15 protein-coding genes are annotated in these 17,263 nt (G+C 40.3%); 4 read left to right on the plus strand and 11 right to left on the minus strand.

Annotation, left to right across the window (positions count from 1 at the left end; genetic code table 11):
- Positions 1-21: 21 nt before the first annotated feature.
- Entirely contained in the window at positions 22-525 is a 504-nt protein-coding gene (locus tag DEU42_RS07635; protein ID WP_114757700.1) for a CvpA family protein, read from the minus strand.
- Positions 526-614: 89 nt separating this feature from the next.
- Between DEU42_RS07635 and DEU42_RS07640 the strand changes: the two genes are divergently transcribed.
- Together DEU42_RS07640 and pheS are read left to right on the plus strand one after the other, a co-directional pair.
- Positions 615-971 carry a hypothetical protein gene (locus tag DEU42_RS07640; RefSeq protein WP_114757701.1) on the plus strand — a complete coding sequence of 119 codons (357 nt, stop codon included), beginning with the start codon at positions 615-617 and terminating at the stop codon, positions 969-971.
- 1,647 nt (positions 972-2,618) lie between these two features.
- The gene (pheS, locus tag DEU42_RS07645) at positions 2,619-3,638 is read left to right on the plus strand and encodes a phenylalanine--tRNA ligase subunit alpha (protein ID WP_114757702.1); all 1,020 of its coding nucleotides are present in this window, start codon (positions 2,619-2,621) and stop codon (positions 3,636-3,638) included.
- Between the two features lie 138 nt (positions 3,639-3,776).
- On the opposite strand, the gene DEU42_RS07650 is transcribed toward pheS, so the two are convergent.
- A complete protein-coding gene (locus DEU42_RS07650) occupies positions 3,777-4,256 on the minus strand; it encodes a copper resistance protein NlpE (RefSeq protein WP_114757703.1) in 480 nt (159 codons plus the stop codon).
- Between the two features lie 182 nt (positions 4,257-4,438).
- Between DEU42_RS07650 and DEU42_RS07655 the strand changes: the two genes are divergently transcribed.
- Both DEU42_RS07655 and DEU42_RS07660 read left to right on the plus strand, forming a co-directional pair.
- Positions 4,439-4,846 carry a hypothetical protein gene (locus DEU42_RS07655; protein ID WP_114757704.1) on the plus strand — a complete coding sequence of 136 codons (408 nt, stop codon included), beginning with the start codon at positions 4,439-4,441 and terminating at the stop codon, positions 4,844-4,846.
- A gap of 140 nt (positions 4,847-4,986) precedes the next feature.
- Positions 4,987-7,836, plus strand: coding sequence for a GH92 family glycosyl hydrolase (locus tag DEU42_RS07660; RefSeq protein WP_114757705.1), 2,850 nt, complete (start codon positions 4,987-4,989; stop codon positions 7,834-7,836).
- 71 nt (positions 7,837-7,907) lie between these two features.
- Here the strand turns inward: DEU42_RS07660 and DEU42_RS07665 are convergent, their stop codons facing one another.
- The 9 genes from DEU42_RS07665 to DEU42_RS07705 form a co-directional block, all read right to left on the minus strand.
- Positions 7,908-8,888, minus strand: coding sequence for a TerC family protein (locus DEU42_RS07665; protein ID WP_114757706.1), 981 nt, complete (start codon positions 8,886-8,888; stop codon positions 7,908-7,910).
- Positions 8,889-8,901: 13 nt separating this feature from the next.
- Positions 8,902-9,897, minus strand: coding sequence for an NAD(P)H-dependent glycerol-3-phosphate dehydrogenase (locus tag DEU42_RS07670; protein WP_114757707.1), 996 nt, complete (start codon positions 9,895-9,897; stop codon positions 8,902-8,904).
- 271 nt (positions 9,898-10,168) lie between these two features.
- Positions 10,169-11,329, minus strand: coding sequence for an iron-containing alcohol dehydrogenase (locus DEU42_RS07675; RefSeq protein WP_114757708.1), 1,161 nt, complete (start codon positions 11,327-11,329; stop codon positions 10,169-10,171).
- 513 nt (positions 11,330-11,842) lie between these two features.
- Positions 11,843-12,424: a nicotinate (nicotinamide) nucleotide adenylyltransferase gene (nadD, locus tag DEU42_RS07680; RefSeq protein ID WP_114757749.1), complete on the minus strand. Its 582-nt coding sequence runs from the start codon at positions 12,422-12,424 to the stop codon at positions 11,843-11,845.
- 149 nt (positions 12,425-12,573) lie between these two features.
- Positions 12,574-13,146 carry a guanylate kinase gene (gmk, locus tag DEU42_RS07685; RefSeq protein WP_114757709.1) on the minus strand — a complete coding sequence of 191 codons (573 nt, stop codon included), beginning with the start codon at positions 13,144-13,146 and terminating at the stop codon, positions 12,574-12,576.
- A gap of 49 nt (positions 13,147-13,195) precedes the next feature.
- Positions 13,196-14,056, minus strand: coding sequence for a YicC/YloC family endoribonuclease (locus DEU42_RS07690; RefSeq protein ID WP_114757710.1), 861 nt, complete (start codon positions 14,054-14,056; stop codon positions 13,196-13,198).
- A 147-nt stretch (positions 14,057-14,203) separates the two neighbouring features.
- On the minus strand, positions 14,204-14,953 hold the full coding sequence (locus tag DEU42_RS07695) for a tetratricopeptide repeat protein (protein ID WP_114757750.1): 750 nt from the start codon (positions 14,951-14,953) through the stop codon (positions 14,204-14,206).
- A 1-nt stretch (position 14,954) separates the two neighbouring features.
- Positions 14,955-15,335 (minus strand): GxxExxY protein, encoded by a 381-nt coding sequence (locus DEU42_RS07700; protein WP_114757711.1) that lies wholly within the window; start codon positions 15,333-15,335, stop codon positions 14,955-14,957.
- A 154-nt stretch (positions 15,336-15,489) separates the two neighbouring features.
- Positions 15,490-17,262 (minus strand): BatD family protein, encoded by a 1,773-nt coding sequence (locus DEU42_RS07705; RefSeq protein ID WP_114757712.1) that lies wholly within the window; start codon positions 17,260-17,262, stop codon positions 15,490-15,492.
- Position 17,263 lies beyond the last annotated feature (1 nt).

Below are 17,263 nucleotides of genomic sequence, written 5' to 3' on the forward strand. Positions count from 1 at the left end.
CGGTCTTTGTGGTTAAACTGCTTACTGAACACTATTATTCACAAACCATTCCTTCAAAGTTGGAAAAATCATGTTTGAAACCTTAAGTATAGGGTTAAAGAACATCGATTTATCCAATGTTTCCTGTGAAGCGAATGTATTATTGAAGTTGATTTTTACAAATAGGGTAAGCACTACGCTTACTACCAATATCATTCGCAGCAAACCAAAGAATGCTCCAAGTATACGGTTCATAAGGCCAAGTCCGGAGAAATCGGCAATTTTGGTAAGCACTTTTGCCAGCAATGTGATACCCACAACCACAGCAATAAATGTTATTATGAATGCCGTAATAGCTGCTGTTTTAGGATCTTCGGGAAGGCTGCCATCGAGATAGTGCCCCACAGCACCCGAGAATTTAATGGCAACATAAATCCCTAAAAGCAGTGAAACCAGTGATGCCAACTCAACAAACAGGCCTTTGCGAAGCCCATTGATAACACCCCAAACCAAAAAACAGAACAGTATAATATCTAAAAAAGTCATATGGCAAAGGTAAGCCCTGCTGCACAGAAACGAAAGGCAGATGCTGATTAAATTTCAAGTCACTATCTTTGCGGCTTTAAAACACTATAATGTCAAGAGACGAACAACTAAAACAGCGCTGGGAACAGCTTGTCACTATATTATCCGACCGATTTGCCGATGGCGATACCCTTGACCTTGATGCCATAATTTACCTTATTGGTGTTCAGGAGTTGGGTCAGTTTAACCGAAAATTTAAAAAAGACGAAAAAGTAAACCTTATGCATATTGCTATTTGCCGTTTGCTGGAGCCTTTTGGCTATTACGAATTTGCCTTTTTTGATGAAGACGGCTGGCCCCATTATACGGTTAAGGAAGAATTGCCATCGCTAAAAGCCGGAGAGCAAAGCATACTTATGAAAGGTGCGATAGTAGACTATTTCCTGGAAAAAGGGCTTATAGCATAAGTGCCTGGAAAACTAAAAAAAGCCCCCGCAATAGCGGGGGCTTTTCGTTGGAAAAAACTACATATTTGTGGGGGCAAAAATATGTGTGCCCGTTTTTACACAGGACTTAAATAGGGACGTAAATCCCTATACTTAAACTTAAACCATGATAAAGCTACCGGAAATAAATATGCCTGCATAATTAATGAGGTAAAGGCAGGCATTATGCAGGTAAACTGCTTTTTTTTTGACTAAAAGGCATTAAAAAACCGGTGCAGTAAGCCCACCGGTTTTTCTTTTGTAAAATCCGGCATCCCTACCGGACACCTGCCGAAGCAGGATTTTCCCAACCAACCAATTAATCAAACCTCTAAAGGCTTAATCTGTACCAAACTTACGGCGGGAATTGATAGAATAAAAATTTTTGAGGTTAAGATTATCGTTTCATCGGTAAATGAACCATATATCGACGAATGACATAGTAAAACGATACTTTTTTATGAAAAAAACCTGAGGGTGGTTCCTCAGGTTTACGAATTGTGTTTAGCAAGTACCTGAAAATAGCCTTAACAAAATAACTACCGTGGGGGATCGGTATATCTTAACTATCACAGGATTTAAAGCAAACATACAAGCGATATAATTGCTAAAAAATTTTATGCGGTAAAACAGTCAAAAATGTAGGTTAACCGTAGAAATATCAAGGTTTTGTACGTATTTTCAGGTAATAAAAAATCCTGAGCTGGTTACTCAGGATTTTTTATAATAGCTTATTTGTGGGGGCAAATAGCGCTTTGTAAAAATAAACCTGCCGCGCTAACGGCAGGCCATAAACCAATCAACCAATCTTAAATCCATAACAAACGTACGGCGGGTTTTACTATTAAAAAATTTTATGAGGTAAAGGGTAAAAATGTGTCGGTTAACTCAACAAATGAACGAAGTTTGACATCAATAAATAAAAAATCCTGAGTAACCAGCTCAGGATTTTTTATAATAGCTTATTTGTGGGGGCAAATAGCTGTTTTGTAAAATTTGTGCCTGCTGCGGGGGAACAGCAATGCGTAAACCAATCAACCAATCTAAATCTGAGACAAACGTACGACAGGTTTTACTATTAAAAAATTTTATGAGGTAAAGGGTGAAAATGTGTCGGTTAATAATGTTTCTGGTTGAAACTTTTAGGGTTATTGTTTTGTGAAGATCACAAAACAAGCCTGACCGTGGGGGCGGTGCAGGACTTTTCTCTTTAAACAAACATAACCCATTACAAACACAGTTATGAAGATAACATACTATATCTGTTTTAAAAAAAAGACTGTAAATGTGTCTGTCAAAAGCAACTTTTAATCGACAAAAGGAAATTAAAAACCCTGTGCGAATAAGGGTAAGCACAGGGTTTCCGTATTTGGCGCCATGGTCTAAACATTAATGGCACCGGTTGTTTAGTATAAGAACGGGAGTGTACTGTTTTCCTCACAACGGTAAACTGCAGCTCTTACTTATACTAACGCAAATTTGTTGCCAATATTTAATTTGGGGACTGATTTTTTTATGATGAAAATATAAAACCCAAGTTGCATGCTTTAATCGTAAAAAATTATAGCAACGCTATGATGGCATAACAAATTAAAAATGACTAAATTTGCTGCACTTTACAAAAGAACGATGATAGATAAGATTAAAGGATATATTGCAGAAGCAGAAGCATTTACTACTCAAAATAAAGAAGAGCTGGAAGCATTCAGGATTAAGTTTCTTGGTAAAAAAGGCCTTCTAAATGATTTTTTCGCTGAATTCAAAGCTGTTCCTAATGAGCAGAAAAAAGAATTCGGACTGGTGGTTAACACACTGAAAAAGACTGCTGAAGAAAAAGTAGCTACCATTCAGGAAGCCCTTGAAAGCAAAGAAGAAGCTAAAGGCATATATGGTGACCTTACCCGTCCGGGAGAGCCGTTTGCCGTAGGTTCGCGCCATCCTATATCTATTGTTAAGAACCAGATTATCGATATCTTCTCTAACATAGGCTTTAACGTAAGTGAAGGTCCGGAAATTGAAGACGACTGGCATAACTTTACAGCACTTAACCTGCCGGAATACCATCCGGCACGTGATATGCAGGATACCTTCTTTATCCAGACAAACCCTGATGTGCTGCTTAGAACGCATACCTCATCGGTACAGGTGCGTTATATGGAAGAGAACAAACCACCTATCCGCACTATTTCTCCGGGAAGGGTATTCAGAAATGAGGCTATATCATCGCGTTCGCACTGTATCTTCCACCAGATAGAAGGACTTTACATAGACAAAGACGTTTCGTTTGCCGATCTTAAGCAAACACTTTTATACTTTACCAAAGAGATGTTTGGCAAGAGCAAGATCCGTCTTCGCCCGTCATATTTCCCTTTCACTGAGCCAAGTGCTGAGATTGATATTTACTGGGGCCTTAAGACTGAGACCGATTACAGGATCACCAAAGGTACAGGATGGCTTGAGATTGGCGGATGCGGTATGGTAGACCCTGCAGTTTTAACCAACTGCGGCATTGATGCTACAAAATATAACGGATTTGCCTTTGGTATGGGTGTAGAGCGTATTGCGATGCTACAATACCAGATAGGCGACATCAGGATGTTCTATGAAAACGATGTCCGTTTCCTGGAACAATTCAAATCAAGCATATAATACAGAACCCACCTTATGGTGGGTTTTTTATTTGAGTATGTTCAGTCATTGCGAGCGGAATGCAATGGAGCGCGGCAATCTTTTAGATTGCTTCGTCATACCTCCTCGCAATGACGCAGTGTCAATAAAGGACTTCAACTACTTCACCTTTGGCAACATAAATTCATCGGCACGTCCGCCTTGCTTTGCATCGCCAAACTTATCCAGTATCTGGAGTTTTCCTTCCATTACTTTAAACTTATGGTGGTCGCCTTCTGCATCAAGCGTAATAACACTACCCTTCTCATCCCAGGAGAACTTGCCCTTAAAAGTGCGTGGTATTTTTTCCTTTTCAAGATATTGTTCGCTTAACGAATAGGTATTATCGTTATTCAATGTCATCACGGTTTTAATTCCGGGGCAATCGGCACATGGGGTTACACCGCTATAAGTACCCGCCCAGTCGAGGGAATTACTGCTGTTGTGGACAGTATTAATCTCAAATGTATCATTCTCAACCGTATCAACTACTTCTTTTGGATGAATTTCTTTATCTAACCTCTCAGGGCGTTTTTCTTCTTTACAGCTAGCAGCAGTTATCACAACTGCCGAAAGGCATAGTATCTGCAATAGTCTCATAGTATATATTTTAAACGGAAATTACATAAATTTTAACCACAAGGTTCCCAAAGAAATCTCAAAGTTCGCAGGTAGGTCTGTATTTTAGAAATCGGGTATTTAGAGTATCTTTGCGCTTTAAAAAACTTAGTACTCTTAGTCTAATCGCTTTGTGTACTTTGTGGTTAAACAACATACACTAAATGAAAAAAGACATCATAATCCCTCAGGTAGAAAACGTATATATGGCAGCAGTTCAGGAATGGAATGACGATTTCATGCAGAAAACCTGGTATGCCTACCTTATCAATGACAGCGATTTTACCCTTGAGAATGTTATAATTGTATCGAGCGCATCGGGAACAATAGATGGCGAACCACGCAAAACATCGATGCTGCGCCATGCTTTTAAAGAAATCCCTCCTGTATCTGTAGCTAAAATAGAACTTATTGAAGACAGCGTACTGGTGCTTGACAACCAGTTTATGGTAACCTTCTTTATAGAGAATACGCTTTACGACAAGACCTATACTTTTAAGGCACACTCAATACACGAAGATTATGTAGCTGAAGTGCCTATCCTGTTTCAGGATGGTATAATGATAGAGTAAAACCGGCCTCACCCCTAACCCCTCTCCAAAGGAGAGGGGAACTCAAACCCACATAGCGAACTGCAAACTGCGACTGCAAACTGATCACTATTTCATTTTCTCCAAAAAATCCGCATCTTTATCAAAATTTTGGGTCAGAAATGAAAAAGCTATCGCTACTTGCATTCAGTCTATTATCTGTTTTATCATATTCGCAATCGGCTGACTTAGCCTCTTATGTAAATCCGTTTATCGGGACCGGAGGCCACGGCCACACTTTTCCGGGTGCTACGGTGCCTTTCGGCATGGTACAGTTAAGCCCTGACACCCGTATTGATGGCAGTTGGGATGGCTGTGGCGGTTATCATTATTCGGATAATGTGATCTATGGCTTTTCGCATACCCACCTGAACGGAACGGGCGTTTCCGACTATGGCGATATCATGCTGATGCCTACCATGGGCGAACCCAGCCTTGATAAAAACGACTACTCCTCGCCTTTTTTCCACATGAACGAAAAAGCCACGGCGGGCTACTATGCCGTAGAGCTTAACAACGATAACATCAATGTTGAACTGACTTCTACTGCACGTGTTGGGCTTCATCAATATACTTTTTCCAAAAGCGGTCAGGCAAACATAATCCTCGACCTGAACCACCGCGACCAGCTTATTATGGGCGAAGTGCGTGTGATTGACAACAAAACGATTGAAGTATTGCGTCGCAGTTCGGCATGGGCCAGAGACCAATATGTGTATGCCCGTATTGAGTTCAGCAGCCCAATGAACATTACCAAGGTGAATAACAATGCCTTTGCCCCGGCTAAGGTAACCGACAAATTCTTTGCTGGATCATTACTGGCTATGAGCTTCAGTAAAGATGTGAAGAAAGGCGAAAAACTATTGGTAAAAGTCGCATTGTCACCCACAGGATACCAAGGTGCCGCAAAAAACATGAAAGCTGAAATGCCGGGCTTTGATTTCAAAAAGACTAAAAAAGCAGCCGAAACCCTTTGGAATAAAGAACTCCACAAGATAGAGATCACTGAAAAGGATAATGATAAACTGGCGATCTTCTACACGGCTTTATACCACACCATGATGCAGCCCAATATTGCCATGGACGTAGACGGTATGTATCGTGGACGAGATAACGAGATACACAAAGCCGAAGGTTTTGACTATTACACCGTATTCTCGCTATGGGACACTTTTAGGGCAGCGCACCCTCTATATACCCTTATTGACAAAAAACGCACCAGCGACTTTATAAATACGTTTATCAAACAGTATGAGCAAGGCGGAATACTTCCGGTTTGGGAACTGGCAAGCAATGAGACCGACTGCATGATAGGTTACCACTCTGTATCAGTAATGGCCGATGCTATGGCTAAAGGTATTAAAGGCTTTGACTATGAAAAGGCATTCGAAGCCGCCAAACATAGTGCAATGCTGGATCATTTGGGCCTTAAAGCCTATAAAGCCAATGGTTACATCAGCATTGATGATGAACACGAGAGCGTTTCTAAAACGCTTGAATATGCCTATGACGACTGGTGTATTGCCCAAATGGCAAGCATCTTGGGTCATACAAAAGACTATGAGTATTTCATCACCCGTTCGCAAAGCTGGAAAAACCTGCTTGACCCTGAAACCAAAAATATGCGCCCGCGCAAAAATGGTGGCTGGGATAAGCCTTTCGACCCGCGTGAAGTAAACAATAACTACACCGAGGGTAATAGCTGGCATTACACCTTCTTTGTACCCCAGGATATTAAAGGCATGATAGAAGCCTTTGGAGGAGAAAAAGCCTTTGAAGCCAAACTGGATGAGATGTTCAATGCGCCAAGTGCTACTACTGGTCGTGAACAGGTAGACGTTACAGGACTCGTAGGCCAATATGCGCAGGGTAACGAGCCAAGCCATCATATGGCATATTTGTATAATTATGTTGGAAAGCCCGAAAAGACTAAAGAGAAAGTTCACTATATCCTGAACGAATTTTATAAAAACACTCCTGATGGGCTTATAGGAAATGAAGACTGTGGCCAGATGAGTGCCTGGTATGTGTTAAGCAGTATGGGAATGTATCAGGTTACTCCCGGGACCACTTATTTTAATACGGTTGAACCATTCTTCAAAAAAACACATATAAATACAGGAAACGGAGCTTCGGGAACCATTAACCTTTCCTCCTATAAGGATGATATAGCAGCATTTGACATCAATAATGATGTTGTATCAGAACAACTTGCCTATAAAGAGATTGTTCCGGTTCCGGCTATTGAAGCGGAGAGCAAATCGTTTGAGGATAAGATGACTGTAAATATTATATCACATCTTGACAAAGAAGACTCACTAAGACGTGCCCCCGAAACAATTTTGTTTTATAAAGTTTCTAACCCGCACGAAAAGGATAAAGGCTCTTATGCAATCTATAAAGGACCATTCTCAATTAAAGAGTCATCTATCATTCAAGCCTATGCCGCTGATGGATTAGGCGGCATGAGCAAACCTGTCACAGCCACTTTCATCAAAAAACCAAACAACTACACCGTAAAGCTTAATTCAAGGTATAACAGAGCCTATCATGCCGGCGGTGCTACGGGTCTTATTGATGGTATACTTGGCACTGAAAACTGGCGCAAAGGCGACTGGCAGGGTTATCAGTCGCAGGATTTTGAGGCCATTATCGATTTGCAAAAGAAAAAGAAAGTAAACGAAGTATCAGCACGATTCCTTCAGGACAGCCGTGCGTGGATACTGATGCCTGCTAAAGTGGAATATTATGTTTCTGATGACAATGTAAATTTTGTCCTTGCACATACCATTCAGAATACCATTGATCCAAAACAAGACGAATCGATTATAAAAAGCTTTGATGCAACGCTTATTAATGTAAAAGCACGCTACATAAAAGTAAAAGCATACAACTTTGGCAAATTACCGGAATGGCACCAGGGCTCTGGCGGTGATGCCTTTATTTTTATTGATGAGATTACTGTTAAGTAGTTGATGGTTGTTAGTTGTCGGTTGTCAGACCAACAGCAACTATCCAGCAACTGGCAACCAACAACCGACAACTATTTCTCTTTTACCGGAAACAACAACGAAGCCGCTACAGATATTATCAGCACCCCTCCTACTACCATTAGCGAATGAGGTGAAGAAATGTGGTAAAAAGGACTTATTAGCATTTTTACACCTATAAAAGCCAGTATTACTGCAAGACCGTAATGCAGCCTGCTGAACATATGCATAAAGTTAGCCAAAAGGAAATACAATGCCCTTAACCCCAGTATGGCAAATATGTTTGATGTATAAAGGATAAAAGGATCATCCGGAGCAATGGCAAATATTGCAGGGATGGAATCTACCGCAAAAATAAGGTCGGTAAACTCAATAACGGCTACTACAACCAATAGCGGTGTAGCAAGCTTTTTACCATCTATCTTTACAAAGAAATTATCCCCTTCGTAGTTTTTGGTCACATTAAAGAAACGATATACCACACGTGCTCCCGGGCTTTTAGAAAAGTCCTTGTTTTCATCATCATCTTCGTGAGCGGTCCAGGATTTGATACCCGCTACAACCAAAAAGAGACCAAATGCCGAAAGAACAACATTTATCTCACGCTCTGCACCAAAAATCTCAATTGGTGGTAAATAGGTCATATTAATAAGCTCTACACCCGTAAAGATGAATATCGCACGGAATACCAATGCCCCAATAATACCCCAAAACAGTACTTTATGGTGCAGGTGCTTAGGGACATTAAAAAAGCCAAATACAAGAATGAAAACAAAGAGATTATCTACCGAAAGCGCTTTTTCAATCCAATAGGCACTCTGAAATTGTGTAAACTGTTCGAAACCGAGGTAATAATAAATAACACCACTAAATGCCATTGCCAGTGATATCCAGACTACAGACCAGGTAAGTGCTTCTTTGTTCGATACCTCGTGGCTGTTCTTATTAAAAACACCCAAATCTAGTAAAAGCATTATAACTACCAGAATAGAGAATCCGGCCAGTATACCGGGATGGTTAATCAGATGGTCCATAGAGGTTATTTATTTAATCAAGTTTTTCGGTTAGTTTATTAAAAACGGTTTTGGCATCCCTGCCTTCATATAAAATACTGTAAACAGCGTCAATAATTGGTGTTTTTGCCTTAAATTCCTTATTCAGGTTATAGGCGCTTTTTGCAGCATAATACCCCTCGGCAACCATGCTCATTTCCATCATGGCCGATTTTACCGTATAGCCCTTACCAATCATGTTACCAAACATACGGTTCCTTGAGAATACAGAATAACCGGTAACCAACAAGTCGCCCAGATATGCTGAGTTATTGATATTACGCTTCATCTTATGCACTTTACGGATGAATTTTTTCATCTCGCGGATGGCATTACTCATCAGCAACGCCTGAAAGTTATCACCATAGCCAAGACCATGTGCAATACCCGCCGCAATAGCATAAATATTTTTCAGCATAGCAGCATATTCCGTGCCAACAATATCGTCAGACGTTTTTGTTTTTATATAGTGGCTGTTAAGGTTCTTGCCCATTATTTTTGCCTTTTTCTCGTTTCCGCAGGCAATGGTAAGATAAGAAAGGCGCTCAAGTGCCACCTCTTCAGCGTGACACGGACCCGTGATAACACCGATATTGTCGTATGAGATATTGTATTTATCATGGAAATGTTCGCCAACAATAAGGCTTGTTTCCGGAACAATACCTTTAATAGCCGAAAATATAACCTTGTCTTCAAGGCTTACCGTAAGCTTTTCAAGCTCTTTGCTTAAAAAAGCCGATGGTATGGCAAAGATTACATAGTCAGCATAAGCCACAGCCTCATTAATATCGCTGGTAAGAAGTAACTTATTGGTATCAAACTCAACAGAACTCAAATAGTTAGGATTGTGTTTTTGCAGTTTTAAATGCTCAATAGCATCGTTGTTACGCATGTACCATGCTATTTCCGGCACATTAGAGCACAGCATTTTAGCAATAGCCGTCGCCCAGCTTCCACCACCTATAACAGCGAACTTTGGAGTATCACTCATGTTTCCTTTATGTTTGAAAGGTCAAAAATACTTAAAAATAAACAAATCTAGCCTGCATTTTTAGCGAATACGGCAGTACAGGGATATTTTATTTAAGAAAACATTAACATTAAATTATGACAACCCCAAACAATGTAAACCCTTTCGTGTCCGTTATTCATTAGACTTCTGTTTACACTTGGGGATGTACAACATAAGGTTAATAAAAATTTTTTGTTTTTGGTGTTTAAAAGGCATTCAGGTATTTCCGGAATGCCTTTTATAATTTATGCTAATAGCTCATCTCAACAATGGCCCTTACTTTCTCCGGCGTTATATTCTGGCGTTCGCCAAGACCTTTCCAGCCACGTTCTTCAAAACGTTTCACGATAAAATCGGCAGTGCTTTCATAATCATTAGTATAGTTGGATATTTTAGTCTCCATACCCATCTTATGGAAAAACTCAACTGTTTTCTCAATAGCTTCCAGTGCCGCCTTTTCAGTATCGGTTTCAGTTATGTTTAAAACCCTTCTGCCGTATTGTGCCAGCTTTTCCTTTTTAGTCTCAAACATTACTCGATACAGGTTAGGGCCAATAATTGCCAGCGTGCGCGCATGGTCAATCTCGTACAAAGCTGTAAGCTCATGCCCTATCATGTGTGTAGCCCAATCTGTAGGCACTCCTTTTTGTATAAGTCCGTTCAGCGCCATAGTAGCGCACCACATAAAATTGGCCGCCAATTTATAGTCAGAAGGATTTTCAGCAACGCCCGGGCCAATCTCTATAAGCGTCTGCAAAATGCTTTCGGCTATCCTGTCCTGAAGCAGGGCATCATGCGGATAGGTAAGATACTGTTCCATAACGTGCGTATAGGCATCGATAATACCATTCTGCACCTGGCGTTTCGGCAATGAAGCCACTGTTTCAGGGTCACAAATGGAAAATACCGGGAATACAGCAGGACCACCGAAACTTAGTTTTTCCTGTGTCTTATCGATAGTGATAACCGAACCCGAGTTCATTTCGCTGCCTGTTGCAGGGAGAGTAAGCACCGTACCAAAAGGAATGGTGTTATCAAGTATCCTGATTCGTTTTACCAGGATATCAACCGGATCTCCTTCAAATTTTACAGCAGCCGAGATAAATTTCACCCCATCTATAACCGATCCTCCACCCACAGCAAGAATAAAATCGATATTCTTTTCGCGGACAATCTCCACCGCTTTCATTACGGTTTCATAGCGTGGGTTAGGCTCAATACCCCCAAACTCGGTAATCTCATACCCTGCAAGGGCATCGATAACCTGTTTGTGTACGCCGTTATTAAAAATACTTCCTCCACCATAAGCCAAAAGCACTTTGGCATTTTTAGGTATAAGAGAAGTTAACTTAGCAATCTGGCCCCTGCCAAACACATAGTTCACAGGGTTATAATATTCAAAATTCAGCATGGTTTTTATAAATTTTACCCAAAGGTACAAAATAGGTCAATCGGGTATGGTAAAGTATTGTTAAGCATTACCTGTTAACCGACACATTTTTACCCTTTACCTCATAAACTTTTTTGGCATAAAAATGCGCCGTACGTTTGTTTCAGATTTAAGATTGGTTGATTGGTTTATCGCTTGCTGCTGCCCCCACAGCACTGGCACCCAAAACAGATGATTTGCCCCCAAAATGGACTGTTTTAAATAAAAAATCCTGAGCTGGTTACTCAGGATTTTTTATTTGTCAAAACTTAAGGTTTTCCGACCTTAACCGACACATTACCAACCTTTACCTCATAAAATTTTTTACTATAAAAACCCGCCGTACGTTTGTCATGTGATTTAAGATTGGTTATTGGTTTATCGCTTGCTGCTGCCCCCACAGCACTGGCATCTAAAACAGATTATCCGCCCCCGAAATTGGACTGTTTTAATTAAAAAATCCTGAGCTGGTTACTCAGGATTTTTTATTTTATATTATTTCTTATAAAACAGGTTATGTTCTATATACTGCCATACCTTATGCGGTAATAGTGGCTGTACATTCTTACCTTCTTTAACCCCATTTCTTATGAATGTACTTGAGATTTCAACTACGGGCGCATCTATCATGTGAATATGCGGATGATTTTCAAATTCAGGATTTAAAGTGTCAGTACTAATGCGTGGATAAACGTAGATATGGTGATTTTGAAGCAACACATCATAGTTTTTCCATTTATGCAGCGAGTTCAGGTTATCTTCGCCCATTATCAGGGAAAACTCATGCGTTGGAAATTTCTCCTGCAAATGTGCCAGCGTATTCACAGTATAATTTGGCTGTGGCAGGCGAAACTCAACATCACTGGGTTTTAGCTTGGGATAATCTTCAGTAGCCAGAAACACCATCTGTAAGCGATGATGATCTTCCAGCAGGGTACTTTTCTTCTTTAGCGGATTATGAGGCGTTACAACCATCCATATCTGGTCAAGACCGCTATATTCGGCCATGTGATTGGCAATAATAAGATGCCCTGTATGAATGGGATTAAATGTCCCGAAGTATAACCCTACTTTCATATTATTTGGAATCTTTGTCATCCTGACGAAGGAAGGATCTCTGTTATAAACTAAGATTGCTACGCCAGTCGGCCTTCAGCCTCGTGCCTTCACTCCATTACATTCCGTTCAGAATGACAAACCGCGACTAAAAATCGCGGTTGTTATAATTAATCTGCTAAAAACTGCTTAACAAGCTCATAGGCTTCCACTTTTGCAGTATCAAGGTCGTAGTTTTTGATGATGGTGTCAAACTGAGGTGCTGTTGCCAGCTCTACCGATGCCTTTGCAATACGCATATTGATCTTATCCTCACTCTCGGTGCTGCGTTTCTTAAGACGTATCTTAAGTTCATCAATACTTGGTGGTTTTACAAACACAGCCAGTGTCTCTTCAGGAAATTTCCTCTTGATGCGAAGGCCTCCTGCAACGTCAATATCAAATATCACGTTTTTACCCTCTGCCCAAATACGCTCAATCTCGGTCTTCAGCGTACCATAAAAGTTGTCACGGTATACTTCTTCCCACTCTACAAAATCGTCGTGTTTAATATGCTGCTTGAATTCTTCCAGGGTGATAAAGTGATAGTCTTTACCATTAACCTCTCCTTCGCGGGCACTTCGTGTAGCTGCCGAAACTGAAAAAGCCAGATTAAGATCCGGCTGTTCCAGTAAATGTTTTACTATTGTTGTTTTTCCTGATCCCGACGGAGCCGAGAACACTAGTAATTTTCCTTTTTTCATTATATCTTTTTACATAAACGTCTATTATCTGACGTCTTTCATCTAATCTCTATAGAACGTTTAATACCTGTTCTTTTATCTTTTCAAGCTCATCTTTCATCTGCACTACCAGCTTTTGCATCTTGGCGTGGTTTGATTTAGAACCCATAGTGTTTATCTCACGTCCCATTTCCTGAGTAATAAACCCAAGTTTACGTCCGTTAGCTTCAGTTCCCGCCAGGGTTTCTATAAAATAGTTCAGGTGGTTTTCAAGGCGCACTTTTTCCTCGGTAATATCCATCTTTTCAAGATAGTATATAAGCTCCTGTTCAAAACGGTTCTCATCCACGTTTACAGTAAGCTCATCTATAGCAGTACGAAGCCTTGCTTTTACATTAGCGATACGCTCGCCGTCAAGAGAAACAGCCTCATGCATAAATGCCAAAATGTTTGCTATGCGCGAAAGGAATTCTTTCTCAAGGGCTACACCCTCACTTATCCTGAAGCTTTGTATGTTTTCCAGCGCCTGATCGATAACACCCTCAATGTTTTGCCATTCATTCGGGTCAATCTCTTCACGTTCTGTTTTAAGGACATCCGGCATACGCACAGCCATTTTCATCAGTTCGGTAGGATCGGCATCCGGAATAACTTCCTGCATCTGGGCGATGTATGCCTTTACGATGGGTGCATTGATCTTAGATGAGGTTTCTTCGCCAGTAACTTCTACAAACAACGAAAAATCTATTTTTCCGCGTTCCAGCTTAACACCTATCTTGTTACGAAGCCCAAGTTCCATCTCACGAAAAGCCGATGGCATCCTTACGCTTACATCAAGGCCTTTACTGTTCAGCGATTTAATTTCTACGGTAATCTTTTTTGTGGGTAACTGTAAAGAAGCTTTACCAAACCCCGTCATCGATTGTATCATGTAAAAAATTTAGTGCGACAAAGTTAATAAAAATAAATGAGGGGGTTGGTTGAAAGTAATAAAGTAGTAAAGTTGAAAGTTTTATGCCAAATCATTTAATAAGGCATCAACTTTCAACTTTATTACGTTTAACTTTATAACTATAAGCTATTTCACCTCCTTAATAGCGCTGCTTTCAATCCAGCCTACGCTATCATCGGCAAGTTCAATCTTTTTCCAGTTGTCTACGGTTTCCAGCACGTTCACTTTTGTTCCTTCGTGCAGTACAAAAGCATCTTCTGAGTTTTGTGACGGTTCGCTCTTAACGGCGATCACTTCGGCAAAAACTATGGCAGGATGCTGATTATTCTCGACAGACTTTACAAAAACAGCCGACAACACACTGATGACAATTACAAGCAGCATTACAAACATGGCAAAGAAGAATACGCGCTTTATCAGTGTGCTGCCCGCAAAATAATATCCTATAAACATAGCCAGAAACGCAAAGGCAAAGCCTACTGCTATCCATGCCCAGGTATTGTAGTGATAAGTTCCTGTAAGGTTGTACAACATTTTAGAGAAACCTACTTTAGGTACTTCCTTAATGTTGTCTATGGTCATTTTTTTAGCATATCCCAGATTTATCTGAGCATCTTTATTGTTAGGATCAAGCTGAAGCGCTTTTTCAAAATTATAGACTGATGGTGCTATCTTACCCATTTTGTAATACGCATTACCAAGGTTAAAATACACCTCCGCCGATTCTTTCTTTCCTTTCAGGATACTTTCATACTCCTGTGCCGCATCGGCATAATTACCTTTACGATACAATGCATTAGCCTTCTCAAAAGCACCCTGCGCCACAGTGGCCTGAGTAAGCAATATTGTTATTAAAATGTAAATTAGCTTTTTCATCTTATAAAGTCCCATTTATAACTCTTCTGATTCCGTCCTTTATCAAAGGAACATTGAAATTAATTAACATCCCTAACTTATTTCCTGATAATTTTAAATACGTTAAAAGTTGTGCTAAATGAATATCGTTTAATTCTTCTACAGACTTAACTTCTATAACAAATTTGTTTTCAACTACAATGTCCATTCTGTAGCCAATTTCTAATTTTACTTCTTCATAAATTAAAGGCAATGCTTTTTGCTTTTCAACAAACAGGCCCTTTTTGTATAATTCATAACATAAACATTCACAATAGGCACTTTCTAATAGTCCAGGCCCTAACGCCTTGTGGACTTTAAGAGAACATTCGTAAACAATTTTAGCTATTTCGTTTTCTGTCATTTGTATAAATTTAACCACAAGGTTCACAAAGTCTTTTCACAAAGAACACGATGATAGCACTTCGTTTAAAGAACACAAAGCTTTGTGAACATTGTGCCTTCTTTGTGGGCTTTGTGGTTAAAAGCTCTCAATTCTAATATCTAACATCTCACTACTAAATCTGCTTTTCTAATGCCGTGATTACCGCCACCGCGCTGTCGTAGTCATTCTGCATAGCCGAATCTGACGATGGTGCATACCTTGCAAACTCACAGCTGTCCATTATCTTACTGAAATCAGCTACGGTTTCTTCTTTGGCATTACGCGACAGCAATAATTCTTTAATATTATCACGGCTCATGTCGGCGGTTTCAATATGCAGTTTTGCCTTAAGGAAATTATGCAGTGCTTTTTCCAGTGCCAAATAGAATCCTGCCTTGTTACCAAGTTGCTTTTTAGCTTCCCCAAGGAACTTTTTCGCAAGCTTATTGTTCTGCCTTATTTTGCTGCCCACAACATCGCTGTCATACGCTTCTTTTTTCTTCCTTCCGAAGATGATAAACGGAATCAAAAGGAATGGCGCAAAGAGTAATCCCCAGAACAGCCCTGAACCAAAGAAATCATCACGCTCAACAGGTTTAAGAGATGTTTCTAATGCTATAAATCGGAATGGCTCTGCCGATTTAACATCTTTCTTGTTGCTGTCTCCCTTATCGGCACTCTCCTGATTTTCCTGTACATTAAGCACATTTATCATAATCTCATCATGCGTAATGGTTTTGTAGGTATGTGTTGCAAGATCAAACCAAGAGAACGACAATTCCTTTATAGGGTATTTACCTTTGTTTTGCGGCACTATCGTATAGCTATCTGATATACTACCCTGCATACCGCTCAAAGGTGTTGAAATGTTTTCTTTATGCTCCGGGTCGTACATTTCCAGTGCTGCCGGTACTTGTGGTTTAGGCAACGTAAACAGCTTAAGGTTACCTTTGCCTGATACTGCAATATCTAACTGTATTGGCTCTCCGTTTTTGCTAACAGTAGCCGATGGCTTAACCGTAAAGCTAAAACTACCTACGGCACCGGTAAAGTCTGCCGGTTTTCCTTTCTCCGGAAGCGGTTTTACATTAATAAATTTCTTTCCTGCCGACACTACCTTATTTGTAGCCACCATAAACTGACGCCCAAAAATATCTCTTCTGCCGTTAGGCACTTCCATAGATACATCAAGGGTTAATGGTTCAATTTCCAGCTTACCATCTTTTTGAGGATACAATACCGTTTTACGCAATACAAGCATACGGTATTCCTGTCCCTGGTAATTTTCTGTCTGGACTGCTGGATTCTTAATATCTATATTCTGACTCCAAAAATCATTGTACTGTGGAGACGAAACTTCTTTCCATCCTCCCACGGCTGTGTAAGGGCTAACATAGATTTTATATACAACGGTAACAGGTTCGTTTACATACGGATTGGTTTTACTAACCTCAGCTACCAAATGTACACCCTGATCTACATTCTGCTGCATTTCCTGCTGGTGCTGCTGGTTGTTAGCATACGGATTCGGGTCGGCACCTGCAATGGCATCACCAACCTTAACTTTTATAGGGGCTGTTTTGTATTCATACCCCCCTATAATTATCGTAGCCGAACCTATGGTAAAATTTCCTTTTGCAGTAGGGATAAGCAGGTACTTATAGCTTCTGCTAAAAGTACGTTTCCCGTTTATCCATGAATTGCTTACCATCTGCTGAGGTCCCGAAGCCTTAAACCCCGGAAATTGCGGAGGCGTAAAATTGTCCCCATCCTGATTCATGGTAAACTCAACAATAAGGCGTTCGTTTATACCCAGAGATGTTTTGCTCGGTACGGCCTTAAATTCTACCTGTTGGGCATATATGCCCTGTACAAAAAGCAATAATAGTAAGATGTATCTTTTCATC

The sequence above is a fragment of the Flavobacterium sp. AG291 genome (assembly GCF_003350375.1).
Taxonomy (GTDB): domain Bacteria; phylum Bacteroidota; class Bacteroidia; order Flavobacteriales; family Flavobacteriaceae; genus Flavobacterium; species Flavobacterium suzhouense.